This is a genomic window from Stenotrophomonas sp. YJH_SMC_10, from assembly GCF_059371555.1.
On sequence record NZ_JCAFUS010000012.1, the window covers coordinates 122,166 to 137,630 of the forward strand.

13 protein-coding genes are annotated in these 15,465 nt (G+C 68.5%); 4 read left to right on the forward strand and 9 right to left on the reverse strand.

Annotated elements, in window-relative coordinates; genetic code table 11:
- Nucleotides 1-430: 430 nt before the first annotated feature.
- The 4 genes from AC5P9C_RS15760 to mdoH are packed head-to-tail and all read right to left on the reverse strand — an operon-like array spanning nucleotide 431 to nucleotide 4,855.
- The gene (locus AC5P9C_RS15760; protein WP_049471037.1) at nucleotides 431-1,162 is read right to left on the reverse strand and encodes a LytR/AlgR family response regulator transcription factor; all 732 of its coding nucleotides are present in this window, start codon (nucleotides 1,160-1,162) and stop codon (nucleotides 431-433) included.
- A gap of 10 nt (nucleotides 1,163-1,172) precedes the next feature.
- Nucleotides 1,173-2,216: a sensor histidine kinase gene (locus tag AC5P9C_RS15765; RefSeq protein ID WP_312580721.1), complete on the reverse strand. Its 1,044-nt coding sequence runs from the start codon at nucleotides 2,214-2,216 to the stop codon at nucleotides 1,173-1,175.
- Nucleotides 2,217-2,219: 3 nt separating this feature from the next.
- On the reverse strand, nucleotides 2,220-2,879 hold the full coding sequence (locus AC5P9C_RS15770; RefSeq protein ID WP_312558086.1) for an alpha/beta hydrolase: 660 nt from the start codon (nucleotides 2,877-2,879) through the stop codon (nucleotides 2,220-2,222).
- A 50-nt stretch (nucleotides 2,880-2,929) separates the two neighbouring features.
- Complete coding sequence (gene mdoH / locus AC5P9C_RS15775) at nucleotides 2,930-4,855, reverse strand: glucans biosynthesis glucosyltransferase MdoH (protein WP_053506877.1); 1,926 nt, start codon at nucleotides 4,853-4,855, stop codon at nucleotides 2,930-2,932.
- Nucleotides 4,856-5,349: 494 nt separating this feature from the next.
- Here mdoH and AC5P9C_RS15780 point away from each other — a divergent pair, with 494 nt between their 5' ends.
- Nucleotides 5,350-7,395: a TonB-dependent receptor domain-containing protein gene (locus AC5P9C_RS15780; protein ID WP_343540396.1), complete on the forward strand. Its 2,046-nt coding sequence runs from the start codon at nucleotides 5,350-5,352 to the stop codon at nucleotides 7,393-7,395.
- A gap of 60 nt (nucleotides 7,396-7,455) precedes the next feature.
- Here the strand turns inward: AC5P9C_RS15780 and AC5P9C_RS15785 are convergent, their stop codons facing one another.
- The gene (locus AC5P9C_RS15785; protein ID WP_005419553.1) at nucleotides 7,456-7,626 is read right to left on the reverse strand and encodes a hypothetical protein; all 171 of its coding nucleotides are present in this window, start codon (nucleotides 7,624-7,626) and stop codon (nucleotides 7,456-7,458) included.
- Between the two features lie 217 nt (nucleotides 7,627-7,843).
- Between AC5P9C_RS15785 and AC5P9C_RS15790 the strand changes: the two genes are divergently transcribed.
- Nucleotides 7,844-8,230, forward strand: a complete 387-nt coding sequence (locus AC5P9C_RS15790; protein WP_046432666.1) for a DUF2628 domain-containing protein — start codon at nucleotides 7,844-7,846, stop codon at nucleotides 8,228-8,230.
- Nucleotides 8,231-8,308: 78 nt separating this feature from the next.
- Here AC5P9C_RS15790 and AC5P9C_RS15795 read toward each other — a convergent pair whose 3' ends face one another.
- From AC5P9C_RS15795 to AC5P9C_RS15805, 3 genes are all read right to left on the reverse strand, one after another.
- Nucleotides 8,309-10,840 carry a methyl-accepting chemotaxis protein gene (locus tag AC5P9C_RS15795; protein WP_343540398.1) on the reverse strand — a complete coding sequence of 844 codons (2,532 nt, stop codon included), beginning with the start codon at nucleotides 10,838-10,840 and terminating at the stop codon, nucleotides 8,309-8,311.
- Nucleotides 10,841-11,051: 211 nt separating this feature from the next.
- Complete coding sequence (locus AC5P9C_RS15800; protein WP_049471026.1) at nucleotides 11,052-11,948, reverse strand: NAD-dependent epimerase/dehydratase family protein; 897 nt, start codon at nucleotides 11,946-11,948, stop codon at nucleotides 11,052-11,054.
- Nucleotides 11,949-12,046: 98 nt separating this feature from the next.
- Entirely contained in the window at nucleotides 12,047-12,958 is a 912-nt protein-coding gene (locus AC5P9C_RS15805; RefSeq protein WP_343540399.1) for a S41 family peptidase, read from the reverse strand.
- Nucleotides 12,959-13,007: 49 nt separating this feature from the next.
- Between AC5P9C_RS15805 and AC5P9C_RS15810 the strand changes: the two genes are divergently transcribed.
- Nucleotides 13,008-13,472, forward strand: a complete 465-nt coding sequence (locus AC5P9C_RS15810) for a MarR family winged helix-turn-helix transcriptional regulator (protein ID WP_312580720.1) — start codon at nucleotides 13,008-13,010, stop codon at nucleotides 13,470-13,472.
- A 4-nt stretch (nucleotides 13,473-13,476) separates the two neighbouring features.
- On the opposite strand, the gene AC5P9C_RS15815 is transcribed toward AC5P9C_RS15810, so the two are convergent.
- Nucleotides 13,477-14,961 (reverse strand): DUF4434 domain-containing protein, encoded by a 1,485-nt coding sequence (locus tag AC5P9C_RS15815; protein ID WP_414615108.1) that lies wholly within the window; start codon nucleotides 14,959-14,961, stop codon nucleotides 13,477-13,479.
- A gap of 194 nt (nucleotides 14,962-15,155) precedes the next feature.
- Between AC5P9C_RS15815 and AC5P9C_RS15820 the strand changes: the two genes are divergently transcribed.
- Nucleotides 15,156-15,461 carry a KGG domain-containing protein gene (locus tag AC5P9C_RS15820; protein WP_049471020.1) on the forward strand — a complete coding sequence of 102 codons (306 nt, stop codon included), beginning with the start codon at nucleotides 15,156-15,158 and terminating at the stop codon, nucleotides 15,459-15,461.
- Nucleotides 15,462-15,465: the final 4 nt, after the last annotated feature.

The window sequence follows — 15,465 nt, forward strand, 5'->3', positions numbered from 1 at the left end:
ATCCATGCCGCGGACACCCCGCATGACCCCACCGCCCCGACCTTTGACAGTTTCCGTGTGCGCCAGCCACGGAAGATCAAAAGAAAAATGAAGAAGCAAAGGCAACAGCCGACGGCTTCCGGGGTCAGATCCCTTTTCCGCAGGAAAAGGGATCTGACCCCTCTTCCCCCACCCGATAACACCAATGCTCTTGCTGTCCGATGCGGTAGACAACGGACGGGTTGGGCCGGGGTGGGGTGGCGGGACCGTTGGCGCCATGGATGGCGCCATCGAGCTTACAGGGATGTACTTGCAGCGTGTCCCGCCACCCCACCCCCGCCCGACCCAGCACGTAGAAACAACGAGACATGACCCGCTGTTGCTGTTGCTGTTGCTGTTGCTGTTGCAGTTGACTTCACAGCAGTCGCGGTCGCAGGCCGCGCGGGACCACTCACAGATGCCGCAGTTCCTGCTTCAGCGTCGCCACGCAGCGGCGGCTCACTTCCAGCGGCTGCTTGCCATGCCGCAGCACCGCCTGCACCTGCCCGCCCGAGCCACGACGCAGTTCCACCAGCTCGTGGCGTGCCACCAGGCAATTGCGATGGATGCGGATGAAGCGGCTGGCGAACTCCTCCTCCAGCGACTTCAGCGATTCCTCGATCAGGTCCTCGCCGCGCGCGTGGTGGACTACTACGTACTTCTCCTCGGCCTGCAGGTAGTGGATGTCGTCCAGCGGAATCAGGCGCAGGCTGCCGCGCAGGCGTGCGCACAACACGCTGCGTGCCTGTTGCCCGCTGTGCGCCTGCGGCTGGCCATCGCGGCCGGCCAGGAACGTGCGGGCGCGGGCGATCGCCGCCGCCAACCGTTCGGCACGCACTGGCTTCATCAGGTAGTCGATCGCCGCGGCCTCGAACGCCGACAGCGCATGCGCATCGTAGGCGGTGCAGAACACCACGGCCGGCCGCGGTTCGAAGCTGGCCAGGTGGCGGGCCGCTTCCAGGCCATCCAGCCCGGGCATCGCGATATCCAGCAGGACCAGGTCCGGCTGCAGCGCCGCGCACGCGTGCAGGGCCTGCTCGCCGTTGCCGGCCTCGGCCACCACGTCCACGCCTTCCTGTGCCGCCAACAGGCTGCGCAGGCGCTCGCGCGCCAGTGGTTCGTCATCGGCGATGACTACCCTCACGATCGTTCCCTCACTGGATCGGCACTGTCACCTGGCAGGCATAGTAGCCCTCGCTCCAGCCAGCCGTCATCCGCGCAGCGCTGCCGAAGCGCCAGGCCAGCCGATGGCCGATGCTGTGCTGGGCATGGCCGGCGCCCCGCGCCAGCGCCAGCCCCGGTGCCTGCGGATCGGGCGCCGGGTTGCGCACGCGGATCTGCAACGCGTTGCCCTCGCGCGCCAGGTGCAGCTCGATGGTGCCGCCTTCGGGCAGGCGCGAGATGCCATGCAGCACGGCGTTCTCCACCAGCGGCTGCAGTACCAGCCTCGGCAACGGCAGATCCCACGGCAGCGGTTCCTCGCGCTGCCAGCGCACCTGCAGGCGTTCGCCCAGGCGCAGCGATTCGATCGACAGGTAGCGCTCGGCCAGCTCGCATTCGTCGCGCAGGGTGGAATCACCCTCGCCTGCGCCCAGCGCCGCACGGAACAGATCGGACAGGTCGAGCACGGCACGCTCGGCCACCGCCGGCTCCCGATGCAGCAGGCTGGCGATCAGGTTCATGCTGTTGAACAGGAAATGCGGGCGGATGCGCGCCTGCAGCGCATCGGCCTGCGCGCGCGCATTGGCCTGCACCTGGGCCGCCCAGCGGTCGCTGACATAGAAGTAGCGCAGCGCCAGCGCGCTGATCAGCGCGGTGGTGGCGGCGCTGCCAAGGGTGAAGCGCCAGAAGCTGATGCCGTTGGCGAAACTGTCACCCAGCACCGCGTACAACGCGTGCACGATGCCGGCGCAGACCACCGCGATCAGGGTTGCCAGCGCGATCGCGGCAACGGCGCCCAGTACCTGCGGCAGCCTCGACAGCGCCTTCCGCAGCACGCACAGGCTGGCGGCCACTGCCAGCGCCAGCCACAGCGCGAAGCCGCTGGCCGACAGCAGCTCGCCAACGGTCCAGTGGCGGCTGCCATCCGGCGCAAGCGCCAGCACCACCACCACCAGCTCGGCCAGGCCCAGCATCGCCGCCAGCCGTGGCAGGCGGCACAGTTCCGGCATCCACGGCGATGGGCTGGCCGGGGGCATGGCTCAGGCCGCGCCCAGCCGTTCCTGCAGCCAGTCACCCAGCGCCTGGACTTCTTCGGCACAGACCTGGTGGGCCATCGGGTAGCTGTGCCACGCCACGTCCAGGCCCAGCGTGCGCAGCGCCTGTGCGCTGTGCGCGGCGACGGCCTGCGGGATCACCGGGTCGCCGCTGCCATGGGCCATGAACACCGGCACCTGCACGGCACCTTCAGCGCGACGGGCACTGTCGGCCTCGGGCAGATAGGTGGACAGGGCGATCAGGCCGGCCAGTGGCGCGGTGCGCGCCAGCGCGGCGGTCAGGATGATCGCCCCGCCCTGCGAGAAGCCGGCCAGGAAGATCTTCTCCGCCGCGATGCCACGCTCGATCTCGCGCGCGATCAGCGCGTCCAGCTGCACCACCGATTCCTGCACGCCGGCCATGTCGGCACGCGACCGGAAGTCCATGCCGACGATGTCGTACCAGCCGCGCATCGGCACGCCGTTGTTGATCGTGATCGGCCGCACCGGTGCGTGCGGGAACACGAAGCGCAGCGCCGGCCAGTGCGGCCGCACCAGTTCCGGCACGATCGGCGCGAAATCGTGGCCATCGGCGCCGAGGCCGTGCAGCCAGATCACCGACCACTGCGGCGAGGCGCCGGTTTCCTGTTCCACCGTTTGCAGCATGATGCGGCTCCGTCAAGTTCGAGCCGCATTATGCCGCTGGCGTGGGGCAATCAGTACAGCGGCGGGTGCTCGGCCGCTTCCCGCCGCAGCTGGGCGGCGCGGACCAGTACCGGCGGCGGGATGTTCTCTTCGGGAATGTCCAGCAGGCCCAGGCGATGCAGGAAGGCGCCCGGCCCCCGCGAGGAGGTCAGCGCCACCACCGGAATGGCCAACACCATGCCGATCACCACCGGCGCCATCCACGCCGCCAGCGACGGCGACACGGCCCAGGCCAGCACGCCCATGAAGGCGCCGAACACACCCAGGCCGCCATAGCCACGGATCAGCGCCATCCACGAGATGCCGCCGTCGTCGCGCTGCTGCGCGTCCCAGCCCGAGTCGCGGCCGGACAGCACCTCGGCCACGCCGCGCGACTGCACGTACATCACCACCGGCGCCATCAGCGCGGCCAGCACGGTTTCCACCAGCATCGACACGAAGGCGCGGATCGCGCCGCCACAGCCCCGGCGGTCGACCGGGTCCAGCAGCATCGCCAGGTAGCCCAGGACCTTGGGCAGCAGCAGCACCGCCATGGTGGCGGCAAACAGCCGCACCACCTGTTCTTCGTCCTGCGCGCGCCAGTACACGCTGGGCGACAGGTGCAGCAGGGCATTGAAGTCGATGCCCTCCTGGAACAGCGGGATGGCGATGCCGATCAGCATCAGCATCGCCCACATCGGTGCGGTGAAATAGTGGCCGATGCCGATCAGCATGTGCGTGCGGCTGATCCAGTGCAGGCCGCGGCTGCCGACCACCTTGCCGTGCTGCAGGTTGCCCTGGCACCAGCGGCGGTCGCGCACCAGCAGGTCGGTCAGCGTGGGCGGGCCTTCCTCGTAGCTGCCACCAAGGTAGGGCACCATGTGCGCGGCCCAGCCGCCACGGCGCATCAGTGCCGCTTCGACGAAGTCGTGGCTGAGCACATGGCCGCCGAATGGCTTGCGTCCTGGCAGCGCCGGCAGGCCGGCGTGGTCGGCGAAGGCGCGGGTGCGGATGATCGCGTTGTGGCCCCAGTAATTGCTTTCGGCGCCATGCCACCACGCCACGCCACGGGCGATCACCGGGCCATACACGCGCCCGCCGAACTGCTGCATGCGCGCGAACAGGGTGCGGCCACCGATCACCGACGGCAGGGTCTGGATCAGGCCGACGTCGGCGTTGTGCTCCATGCCGGCCACCAGGCGCACGATGCTGTCGCCGGTCATCAGGCTGTCGGCATCCAGGATCAGCATCTGCGGGTAGGCGCCGCCGAAGCGACGCACCCAGTCGGCGATGTTGCCGGCCTTGCGCCCGGTGTTGTCACCGCGGCGGCGGTAGAACAGGCGGGCCTGGCCGTCCGGCACCCGGTCGCGCAGTTCGGCGAACACCTGTTCCTCGGCAGCGGCGATGTCGTCGCGGCGGGTATCGCTGAGCACGAAGAAATCGAAGCGGTCGAGCTGGCCGGTGGCCGCCACCGACTCATAGATCGCCTGCAGGCCGGCCAACAGGCGGCGCGGATCTTCGTTGTACGTCGGCATCAACAATGCGGTACGGCTGTGCACGGCCGGCAACGGTTTGTCCGGGTCGATGCCGAGGCGATAGCCGCGGTCGAACACCGCGGTCAGGAAGCCGGCCAGCGCGCTGGCAAAGGACAGCGCGATCCAGGCGAACAGGCCGACGAACAGCACCAGCAGGCAGGCTTCGAGCACGCTGATGCCATTGGCCGACAGCACCCGCCACATCATCCGCGTGGCCACGGCGGTCATCCCGAGCGTGCCACCGAAGATGTACAACCGACGCAGGCCGATCAGGCGTGGCGAGGTGCGGTGCCGCCGGACCTTCAGTGCGCCTTGGCGCAGGGTCTGCTCGGGCATCGGCAATGGCGATTCCGCGGGCAGCAGCGCCCAACCGGCATCACGCCGGGGCGATTCTGCTTCCGCCTGGATGGTCTGCACCCCCATCGACACCTACTCCGCGCCGTCGGCACGGCCGGCCGTCCCGGCCGGGCTGCATGCACCAAGGTTCCCGGCGCGCTTTCCCGGCGCCCGCACTTGTCCTGGCTGTGTCGGCCCGGGGCCGCACAGTCGATGTCTGTCACTACCGGAACCCACACGATCTCCAACGGGGCGGAATCGAAAATGCGGCCCAGTCTAGGGCGCCAAATGTAAGCCGGGTGCGAAGGCCTACGCCGGGATTTCTCCCCATTCAGCTAATAGCAGGCGATCACGTCGCGGGACGGCCAGATGTCACTCCATCCGCGCCGGCACTGGATCGTAACAAATGAGAACGGGTATCATTCAAAAACCAGGCAGGTCACCGTCTTCCGCACGGCCGCGACCCACCCAGCTGCGCCGGTCCGCACCGCGCGCCCGACGACCCACGGAAGGGTAGCTGCCTGCTGTCTGCCTGCGCCTGCTGCTTCCACCGGGTCACCCTACCTCCCATGGAAGCCGTCATGTCCCTGCCGTCCCGTTCCCCCCGCGCGCGCCTGCCGCGCACCCGCCTGGCCAGCGCCCTGGCCACCGCCTTCCTGCTGGCCCTGCCCGTCCTGGCCGCCGCCGAGGCCAGCGCCGAGGCCTCCCCCCAGGACCTGGACGCCGTGGTGGTCACCGCCTCCGGCAGCCAGCAGTGGATCAAGGATGCCCCGGCCAGCATCAGCGTGATCAGCCGCGAGGACATCGAGCGCCAGCCGGTGCCCGACCTGGCCACCCTGCTCAGCCGTGTTCCGGGGGTGACCGGTGGCCTCAGTGCAGTCGGCGAGCAGTCCAAGATCAAGCTGCGCGGCATGCCGTCCAACTACACGCTGGTGCTGGTGGACGGCAAGCGCATGGGCAGCTCGGCCTCGACCCACTACCGTCCCGATCTCGGCCGCCAGGACCTGAACTGGATCGCGCCCGAGCAGATCGAGCGCATCGAAGTGGTACGTGGACCGATGTCCTCGCTGTACGGCTCCGACGCCATGGGCGGGGTGATCAACATCATCACCCGGCGCATCGGCGACGCCTGGACTGGCAGCGCCACCCACAGCCTTACCCGCCCCGGTGACAGCAAGCGCGGCGATACCCAGCAGATCGGCGCGACCTTCTCCGGCCCGCTGGGCGAGCGCTTCGGCCTGCGCATCGGTGCCAACAGCATGCGCCGTGAGTCTGACCAGTCCAACGGCGGCGTCTATGGCAACGCCTACGCCGGCGAGAAGGACCGCAATGTCGATGCCCTGCTGCAGTGGACGCTCAGCGACGCACAGGCGTTGTCGCTGGAGGCGGGCCATGGCGTGCAGCAGGCCTTCATCGATGCGTCGCTGGAAAAGCAGGACGAAGGGGCCTGGGGTGCCAGTGAGCTCAAGCGCAGCTCGCTGGCGCTCAACCACGATGGCAGGTGGCGCTTCGGCACCTCCAGGCTCAGCGCGTACTGGACCGAATACACGAACGACATTGGTGCCACCGGCCGTTCCGAGGCCACCGATACGATCATCGAAGGCAGCCTGACCACGCCATTCACCCTGGGCGTTGAACATCAGTTCGCAGCGGGTGGGCAGTGGAAGCGCCAGCAGCTGACCAACACCGACACCATCGGCCGCGCGCCGATCGACTACGCCGGCAACGCGGTGAGCGGCTCCAATCTGGACGTGGATACCTGGGCGCTGTTCGTCGAGGACGAACTGAAGCTGCACCGCACCCTGGCCCTGACCGTGGGCGCGCGCCTGGACCATCACCCGCAGTTCGGCGGCCACGTCAGCCCGCGTGCCTACCTGGTCTGGCACCCGGCCGAACAGTGGACGATCCGCGGTGGTGTCTCCAAGGGCTTCCGCGCGCCCAGCCTGACCGAGAACTCAGCCAGCGCGGCTACCCAGTCCGGCGGCCGCGGCTGCACCTCGCTGATCCCGCTGGGCTATACCCGCGGCGGCTGTTACATGGCCGGCAACCCGGACCTGGATCCGGAAACCAGCACCAACCGCGAGATCGGCATCAGCTTCGACAATGACCTGATCGATGCTGGGGTGACCTATTTCCATACCGACTTCCGCAACAAGATCGAGTACGCGCCCCTGGGCCTGTTCAACGGCCTCTGGTGGACGCGCATGAGCAACGTGCAGCGCGCGCGCACCAGTGGCATGGAAGGCAATTTCAACGTCCGCTTCGGCGAGCAGTGGCGCTGGCGCACGTCGGCGACCTGGATGAAGGAAGCCAGGAACCTGACCACCGGCCGCGACCTGATCGATACGCCGGAATTCTCCGGCTATTCGTCGCTGGACTGGACGCCCGGCACGGTGTTCTCCAGCAGCCTGTCGGCGCAGTACACCGGCAGGCAGGCCGGCACCGCCACGACCTTCCTCAAGGCCTACACCCTGTATGACCTGACCGCGGCATGGAACGTCAACGAAGTGCTGACCCTGCGCGGTGGCGTCAGCAACCTGGCGGACAAGAAGCTGTATGCAGAGGGCTCCACCGACTACTTCGTCGCCGGGCGCAGCTACTTCCTCAGCATGACCGCGCGGTTCTGACCGGCGGCGCGCGCCGTGATCGCGCTGGCGGCCTGCCAGCGCGATCGACGGTGTTGCGGGTTACTCGCTTTCCAGCGCGGCCGGTGCCGCGTCGCGCGTGGCGGCCGTGCGTGCACGGTCCATCGCCACCGCCAGTTGCTGGCGTGCGAGCAGTTGTTGTGCCTGCACCACTTCAGGTGTCGGCAGGAGCACCGGTCCCGGTGCGTTTTCCGGTGTAGCAGGTGTGGTCATGCAACCTCCATGGACATCCCGCCGCCGCACGGGTCCAACCGGGGCGGCAGCGGAACTGCGCACCCTAACTCAAAAACGAGGCAGGCGGGTGACGATGCGGCACCCGGGCGCACGACGTGGAACATGGCATGCGTCACATTTTTGACGGCAGCCCTTGGATCCTGAATAGGACTTGCCTTATCATGAAAACGTTTTCTCACAGGGATGTTTCCCCAAAATGAATACCACTGACCTGTCCCAGTTCAGCCCGAAGTGGCAGTTCCGCTTCAACTTCTTCCGCCAGCATGGCGCCCCCAAGAATCCCGGTTTCAAGCAGGCCTGGAAGGCGCTGTCGTTCGGTGACCGCCTGAAGATCAACCTGAACTTCTTCGCATTGTTCTTCGGTGCGATCTACCTGTTGATCCTGGGCATGTGGCGCAAGGCGCTGGTGGTCATCGGCATCAACATCGCGCTGGCCATCATCAGCATGTTCCTTCCCGACGTCGTCGGGCGCATGCTGTTCATCGCGATGAATCTGCTGGTCGCCTCCAGCACCAACTACAGCTACTACCTGGAGAAGGTGGAGGGTCGCGCCAGCTGGAACCCGTTTGAAGGAATGTTCTAAGCCATCAGGCCGGCGCAGGGATGCGCGGCAAGGATGCAACCGACGCCCGGCCCCCGCCGGGCGTCTTCATTTGTGCGATCAGGCCGCGCGGCGTGCCACGACCGCCGGCTCGGCCTGCAGCCGGAAGCGCGACACCGCCACCGCCAGCTGCTCGGCCTGCTCCTCCATCGCACGCGCGGCGGCACTGGCTTCCTCCACCAGCGCGGCGTTCTGCTGGGTGGTTTCGTCCATCTGCACCACGGTCTGGTTGACCTGCTCGATGCCGGCCGACTGCTCGCGCGAGGCGGCCGAGATCTCGGCCATGATCTCGTTGACCCGACCGACCTGGCCGACGATGTCCTGCATGGTGCGCCCCGCGCCGTGTACCAGCTGCGCGCCGGCACCGACCTGGGCCACCGAGGCGTCGATCAGCGCCTTGATCTCCTTCGCGGCACCTGCCGAGCGCTGCGCCAGCGCGCGCACTTCACTGGCGACCACGGCGAAGCCACGGCCCTGCTCACCGGCGCGCGCCGCTTCCACTGCTGCGTTCAGCGCCAGGATGTTGGTCTGGAATGCAATGCCATCGATCACCGAGATGATTTCGGCAATGCGCTGCGAGGACGCTTCGATCTGTTCCATGGTGTGCACCACCTGGCTGACCACCTGCCCGCCTTCGCTGGCCACGCCCGCCGCGGAACCGGCGAGGGTGTTGGCCTGCAGCGCATGCTCGGCATTCTGGCGCACGTTCGAGGTCAGCTCTTCCATCGACGCAGCCGTTTCTTCCAGGTTGGCCGCCTGCTGTTCGGTGCGGCGCGACAGGTCGCTGTTGCCGGCCGCGATCTCACCGGCGGCCAGGCGGATGCTGGCCGCCGACTGCTGGATCTGGCCAACGATCTGGGTCAGCTGCTGCACGGTGCTGTTGGCATCGTCGCGCATCACCGCGAATACCCCGTGGAAATCCCCCTGCATGCGGGTGCTGAGGTCACCGGCGGCGATCGCGCGCAGCAGCGTGGACAGCGCAGCCAGGTTGTGGTCGCTCACCTGCATCATGGTGTTCAGGGTTTCGACCATCCGGCGGAAGTCATGGTCGAAGCGCAGCGCATCACCGCGCACCGCGAAATCACCGGCGGCCGCCGCGGCGGCCAGCTGCTGGATCTGCTCGTTGATCGCGGCCAGGTTGTGCTTGGTGGTTGCCATTGCGGCGGTGAACACCGCCTTCTCGCCCGGCAGCGCTTCCATGTCCACACTGAGGTCGCCCACGGCATAACGCTGCATGACGTCCACCAGGCGCTGGGTGACGGCGTTGCTGGAGGCCACCAGCTGGTTGCTGTCGGCCACCATGCGGCCATATTCGCCCGGGAACGCTGCCGCATCCATGCGGTAGCTGAGTTCACCGGCATCGTGGCGGCGCGCCATTTCGGCCTGCGCAGCCATCACCGACTGCAGCTGGCCGCGCATGCCCTGCATCGCGTCCAGCAGCCGCCCCACTTCGTCATTGCTGCGCGCCGGCAGTGCGCTGTCCAGCTTGCCGGCCGCGACGTCACCGGCCACGCGCACGGCTTCGGCCAGCGGACGGATCGCCAGGCGGCGCAGCAGCACATACACGCCGGCGCTGAGGGTCAGCGCGGCGACCACGCCGACCAGCAGGGTCAGCCACAGCAGCTGGCGCGCTTCTGCCACGATCACCGCGTGCGGCACCACCACGCCCAGCGCGAAGCGCTGCGGGGCGTCGCCCACGCGCAGCGGCACATACACGCGCACGTTGCCGGCCGCATCGGGGCTGAAGGCCTCGAACGGGCGGTCGGCGGCAATCTCGGCCAGCATGCTGCGGGTCAATGCATCACTGCGCGGCTTGCCGATCTCGGCGGCATTGGCCGAGGCCAGCACCACGCCCTTGGGCGAGAGCAGTTCGACACGACCGGCCCCCATCGGCTTCAGCGTGGCCAGGTGCTTCTGCAACGCTGCCAGCGAGAAGTCGACGGTGAACACACCCAGGAACCTGCCGTTCTCGATGATCGGCGTGCTCAGCGTGCTCATCAGCACCTGCTGCCCGGCGATGTCATAGGCATACGGTTCACTGACTTTCGGCAGCTTGTCGCGGCTGGGCCCCATGTACCAGTCACCCGATCCGCTGGCGGTCTCGGTGTAATCGGTCATCACCGACTGCTGCGGCTTGCCCTCCTGCCAGGCCCAGTAGCTCATGTAGCGACCGGTGGCATCGTGCGCCTCGGTGTTGACGAACTCGGCATCCTTGCCGTCGAAGGCATCGGCCTCCCACATGGTGCTCTTGCCCAGCCATTCGGGATGGCTGCGCAGCTGCTCGCCGAGCACCGCCGCCAGGCTGGCCCGGTCGGGCACGTCACCACGGGCGCGCTGGGCCAGCACGCTTTCAACCATGGCATCGTTGCTGGCGAAGGCGGTGCCCAGATCGGCCGCCACCTGGCGCGCTTCGGCGGTCGCCTCGCTGGTCATGGTCTGCCGCGAGGCATTGATCAGGCTGGTGCTGGCCTGGCGATAGATCAGGAACGCGGTCAGGCCGAAGCACAGCAGTGCGATGGCGGCGGTGCCCAGCATCAGCTTGTGGGCGATGCTGCCCGGGCGGCGGGCAGCGGCGGAACGGGAAGAAGGCATGGGAGGGTCCACAAGGCAGTTCAGGACGACCGGCACCCCGAGGGCACCGCGCAGGCGCGCGATCCGTCGCGCAGGCCACCGGCCGCCGGGGGGCCCCGGCGCTGGAAGCGCACCGGGTTAGCGGCCGCCCGCCAACGAGGTTGAGGCAACCCGCCTGGATATTCCTGAATCTGCTCAGGGTCGGGTCAGCGGCCCGTCCCTGCCGACGCCTTCATTCGGCCACGCGGTCCTTGAGCCACTGCGCGCGCGGCAGTACCTCGATGCTGCCGACGGCGTACTGCTGCAGCACCTCGTCCGGCCCGAAGCTCGGCTGCCAGCCCAGCACGCTGCGCAGGCGGGCACTGTCGTAGACGCGGTCGATGCTCAATGGCAATGGCCAGCCACGGCGCTCGAACTCGGCCAGCAGCTGCGGTGCGCGGCGGGCCAGCACGCTGCGCGGATGGGTGGCCAGTTCCAGGCAGTCCTCGCGGCGGAACGGCGTCGGCGCACAGGCGAGGTAGCGTGCGAACCCTGTGCCGTCGTGGTCAAGCAGCAGCGCGGCATGTGCGCTGGCCACATCGCGCGCGTCGATGCCGCGATGCAGGCGGAACATTGCCATGCGTTCGGGCGGCTCGGGGAAACAGCGGCCCATGCGCAGCACGCGAACGCTGAAGCCCGGCGCGGCAGCGGCTTCGGCCAGGGTCTCGGCCTGCAGCTTGGTGCGGTGGTAGATCGTGCGCGGCAGCGGTTCGGTGTCTTCGTCGATCCAACGGCAGCCGCCGGCCACCACCGCGTGGCCGTACAGGGCGGTGGTGCTGGTCAGCACGAAGCGCCGTGCACCGGCGTCGCGCGCCGCCTGCAGCAGGTGTGCGGTGGCCTCCACATTGATCTGCTGAAACACCGTATCCGGCACCAGGCCGACATGCGGCGCATGCAGGGCCGCGGTATGGATGACCGCGTCCACGCCGCGAACCGCACGCGCGACGGCCTGGCGATCGGTGACATCGGCAACGATGCGCGTGGTCGCGAACGGGCTGCGGTCCAGGCCCACCACCTCGTGGGTGGCCGCCAGCGCACCGAAGATCGCGCGCCCGATGCGCCCGGAACTGCCGGTCAACAGAATCTTCATTGAGTCCATTCACTCGAAGCGCCCGGGAACTACCGGGATGCTTCGATTCTAGGCACGCATCCGCGCGTCTGCGAGAGCATGGCCACGCAATGCTGCGTTCATCGTGACGACTTTGCCGGCGCCAGCAATTGCCGTGCGATGAACAGCGGGTCGTCGCCGCCAGCAATATCGGGCCTTACGCCGGTTCGTTCCCAGTTGCCGCCGGTGCGCAGGTTGATCGGTTGCCGGTCGGGAATGCTGATCTGATAGCCATCGGGCAGCAGCACAGGATCACCAAACATATGCGCGGCACCTCCGCTGCGCGTGCCGACGATGCGGGCACGGCCCAACGCCTGCAGTGAATAGGCAACGAACTCGGCCGCCGAGCCGGTGCGGCGGTCGATCAGCACCACCAGCGGTTTCAGGTACGCGGGCAGGCTCGCCGGAGGCAGCGGTACCGGCGTGCGCCGGCCGCGCCGGTCCAGCTGCTGCACCGCGTCGATCTTCGTGTCCAGCAACGTGCGTACCAGCAGGTCCGCGCTGCCGTCGTCGCCGCCCCCGTTCTGGCGCAGGTCCAGCACCAGCCCATCGGTGTCGGCCAGCAGTGTGAAGGCCGCTGCGAGCTTCGGCCGGGCCAGATCCAGCGGATAGAAGGTGCTCAGCCGCAGGTAGCCGACGTTGCCCTCCAACACCCGGACCTCGCGCACGCCGGCACCATCGCCGCGGGCATCGGCGCGCCAGGCCATCAGCCAGTCGTCCTGGCCGGCCGCTGCGTCCACGCGTTCAACGTGGAAGTGGCCGTCGAAGCGGTCCAGGTCCTGGTTCAGGCGTGCACTGAAGGCCACAGGATCGGCACAGCTGCCCGCATAGCGCTGCTGCGCCGCCCAGGTGCGCAGGGCATCGGCGATACGGGCGCCCTCCGCCTCGTCCAGGTACTGCGCCTGCACGGCGCTGGCCGCCGCCTGCAGCACCGCATCCTGCGCCGGGCAGGCCGCGCCCAGCAGCGCACCGAGCATCCAGGAGAACGCCATGCCCCACCCCGCATTGAAGATATGTAAGTGCTTATATATCATCCGGGTCATGGATCTCCAACACGCCACGCTGGGCACCCTGCTGCGCGCCCTGCTCGACCAGCTGGACCCTGCGGTGGAGCAGGCCTACCGGGACCTGCAGCTGGACTACCGCCCCCGCTACACGCCGGTACTGCGCACGCTGATGGCACAGGGCCCCAGCCGGATCAAGGACCTGGCACTGGCCTGCGGGCTGAGCCATTCGGCGCTCAGCCAGACGGTGGCGGCGATGGTGCGCGACGGTTGGCTGCACGCCGCCAACGGCGAGGATGGGCGCGAACGCATCCTGCAGCTGAGCCCGCGCGCGCAGCGGGCGCTGCCTGCGCTGCAGGCGCAATGGCAGGCCACCGCGCGTGCGGCGCGCAGCCTCGATGCCGATCTGGGGCAGTCGCTGGAGCAGGTGCTGCGCGAAGCGCTTGCCGCGCTCGAACAGCGCCCCTTCACCCAGCGCCTGCAGGACGCGCGCCGGCACTGAGGCGCTACTGCTCGGCGGCCATCTCGATTTCGCTGACGAAGGTCCAGCTGCCGTTGGTCACGCGCAGCTCCAGCGTGCGGCATAGCGCGGCCAGCGGCACTGCATTGCCGAGTACATACTCCTCTTCGGTCGAACCCATCACGCCGGCCTGGGTGAAGGGTGCCGACAGCGAGCCGATCGAAACGGCGGCAGTCCCCGGCTCGGCGCACATCACCTCCACCGATGTCGGCGTGACGATGCCCCAGGCCGGGCGCGCCAGGGTGTGCAGGCCGATCCAGTCCACCCGCCGGCGCTGGCCGAGGTCGAGGGTGATGCTGAGGTTGCCGTGCACGCCGACCCAGCCCGCGTCCATCGGATTGCGCGGGTCGCCCACACGGCGGTCGAACAGCTCATGGCCGCTGCTGTCGGGATAGCTGGCCGCCGGCGCCACGCTGTAGTGGTAGGTGGTCTGCAGCGGATCGACGATGTACGACGCACCCAGGCCATACAAGCCGCGATAGGTGTTCATCATCCGCGGCGCCTCGCCGTAGCCCTGGCCGGGGCCGACCACTTCGGACAGGTGGTACTGGTTGAGCCAGGCAACGCGCTTGCCAGCCGAGCGCGCACTCCACAACTGCTGGTTGATGCGCTGCACCGACGCCGGCCGGTAGGCACCGGACAGGCCGTTGCCGGTGTCCAGGAACAGCGGGCTGCCATGGTTGAACAGTTCGATGTCGGCCCACAGGCCACTGGCCCCCAGCTGCGCCGACAAGGCCTGGTAGTACTGCTCGGTGCTGTAGCCGGGTCGATCCCACTGGAACAGTTTCGCGTACGGCGCCGCGCCGATGCCGTCCTGCCAGATCTGCACGTCGACGCCCGTGGCCGCACGGAAGCGCAGCGCAGCGCTGGCCACACTGGCCGGATCGACGCTGGAGGATGCCAGGTAGGGCGCCACCATCACCGGCCGGGAGGGCGTTGCCGCCTTCAGTGCGGAGACGATCGCGCGGTAGAAGGACGCGCGCTCGGCCGGCACCTGCGCGGGCTCATCGGTGATGTACCAGCCGGCGAATGCCGGATGCGCCGCGTACTGCTGGGCCAGCTGCGCCATCGACTGCGCGGCATCCTGCGCCACCGCTGCGGCATTCGATCCCTGCCAGAACGTCGCACACTGGCCCGAACTGTAGGTGGTGCCGACCACGACTTTCATCCCACGCGCTTCGGCGGCGTCCAGCACCGTGCCCAGCTTGGCCGGGAAGCCGGCGATCCATTCGAAATCCTGCGTACTGCCGGCACAGCCCACGCCAGCCCGGGTGGCGCGGGTCTGGCCGATGATGAGCGTGTCATTGCCCAGATCCTGCAGCTCGTCGAGGAACATCGGCAGCTGTGCCGCCGGCAGTTGCTCATCGCTGGCCGAATAGCCGACGTGGACGAAACTGCCGCTCAGCAGTGCGTTGTCCGCGTGCGCCGGCGCAGCGCAGGCCAACAGGGCGAGCCATCCAAATCGGTTCATGGTGTCCCTTCCTGGCCGGGCATCCATCCGGCGTGCGGGCTCCATCCTAGCAAGGCGGCGCTCACGCGCCGCCATGTAGCGCGGCCGTGAACGCGCGCGCGACGCAGCGTGAAGGCAAGGCCACCGGTGCGGACACTGCCTTAGCCACGTAGCGGCAAGGATGAGCTTCCTTTCCTTGCACCGGGAGAATTCACATGGCTGACCAGCGTCACGGCACCTCCCACCGTGGCTTCGCCTCGATGGACCAGGACAAGCAGCGCGCGATCGCCGCCAAGGGGGGACGCGCCGCCCACGCCTCCGGCAACGCACATGAATTCAGCCCGGCGGAGGCGCGCGAAGCGGGCCGCAAGGGTGGCGAGGCAATCAGCCGCAACCGCCAGCACATGGCCGCGATCGGCCGCGAAGGCGGGCACGCGCGCCATGCCAATGCACGGCGGCAACAGCAGCAGGCAGCCGAACCCGCGCCAGCGACCTCGACGCCGCAGCGTCAGCAGGGTTGAGCCC

Bases quoted from the DNA above. Each gene is read 5' to 3' on its own strand.
- AC5P9C_RS15765 (WP_312580721.1), bottom strand. From the start codon at position 2,216: ATGCCCCCGGCCAGCCCATCGCCGTGGATGCCGGAACTGTGCCGCCTG.
- AC5P9C_RS15770 (WP_312558086.1), bottom strand. From the start codon at position 2,879: ATGCTGCAAACGGTGGAACAGGAAACCGGCGCCTCGCCGCAGTGGTCG.
- mdoH (WP_053506877.1), bottom strand. From the start codon at position 4,855: ATGGGGGTGCAGACCATCCAGGCGGAAGCAGAATCGCCCCGGCGTGAT.
- AC5P9C_RS15780 (WP_343540396.1), top strand. From the start codon at position 5,350: ATGTCCCTGCCGTCCCGTTCCCCCCGCGCGCGCCTGCCGCGCACCCGC.
- AC5P9C_RS15785 (WP_005419553.1), bottom strand. From the start codon at position 7,626: ATGACCACACCTGCTACACCGGAAAACGCACCGGGACCGGTGCTCCTG.
- AC5P9C_RS15790 (WP_046432666.1), top strand. From the start codon at position 7,844: ATGAATACCACTGACCTGTCCCAGTTCAGCCCGAAGTGGCAGTTCCGC.
- AC5P9C_RS15795 (WP_343540398.1), bottom strand. From the start codon at position 10,840: ATGCCTTCTTCCCGTTCCGCCGCTGCCCGCCGCCCGGGCAGCATCGCC.
- AC5P9C_RS15800 (WP_049471026.1), bottom strand. From the start codon at position 11,948: ATGAAGATTCTGTTGACCGGCAGTTCCGGGCGCATCGGGCGCGCGATC.
- AC5P9C_RS15805 (WP_343540399.1), bottom strand. From the start codon at position 12,958: ATGGCGTTCTCCTGGATGCTCGGTGCGCTGCTGGGCGCGGCCTGCCCG.
- AC5P9C_RS15810 (WP_312580720.1), top strand. From the start codon at position 13,008: ATGGATCTCCAACACGCCACGCTGGGCACCCTGCTGCGCGCCCTGCTC.
- AC5P9C_RS15815 (WP_414615108.1), bottom strand. From the start codon at position 14,961: ATGAACCGATTTGGATGGCTCGCCCTGTTGGCCTGCGCTGCGCCGGCG.
- AC5P9C_RS15820 (WP_049471020.1), top strand. From the start codon at position 15,156: ATGGCTGACCAGCGTCACGGCACCTCCCACCGTGGCTTCGCCTCGATG.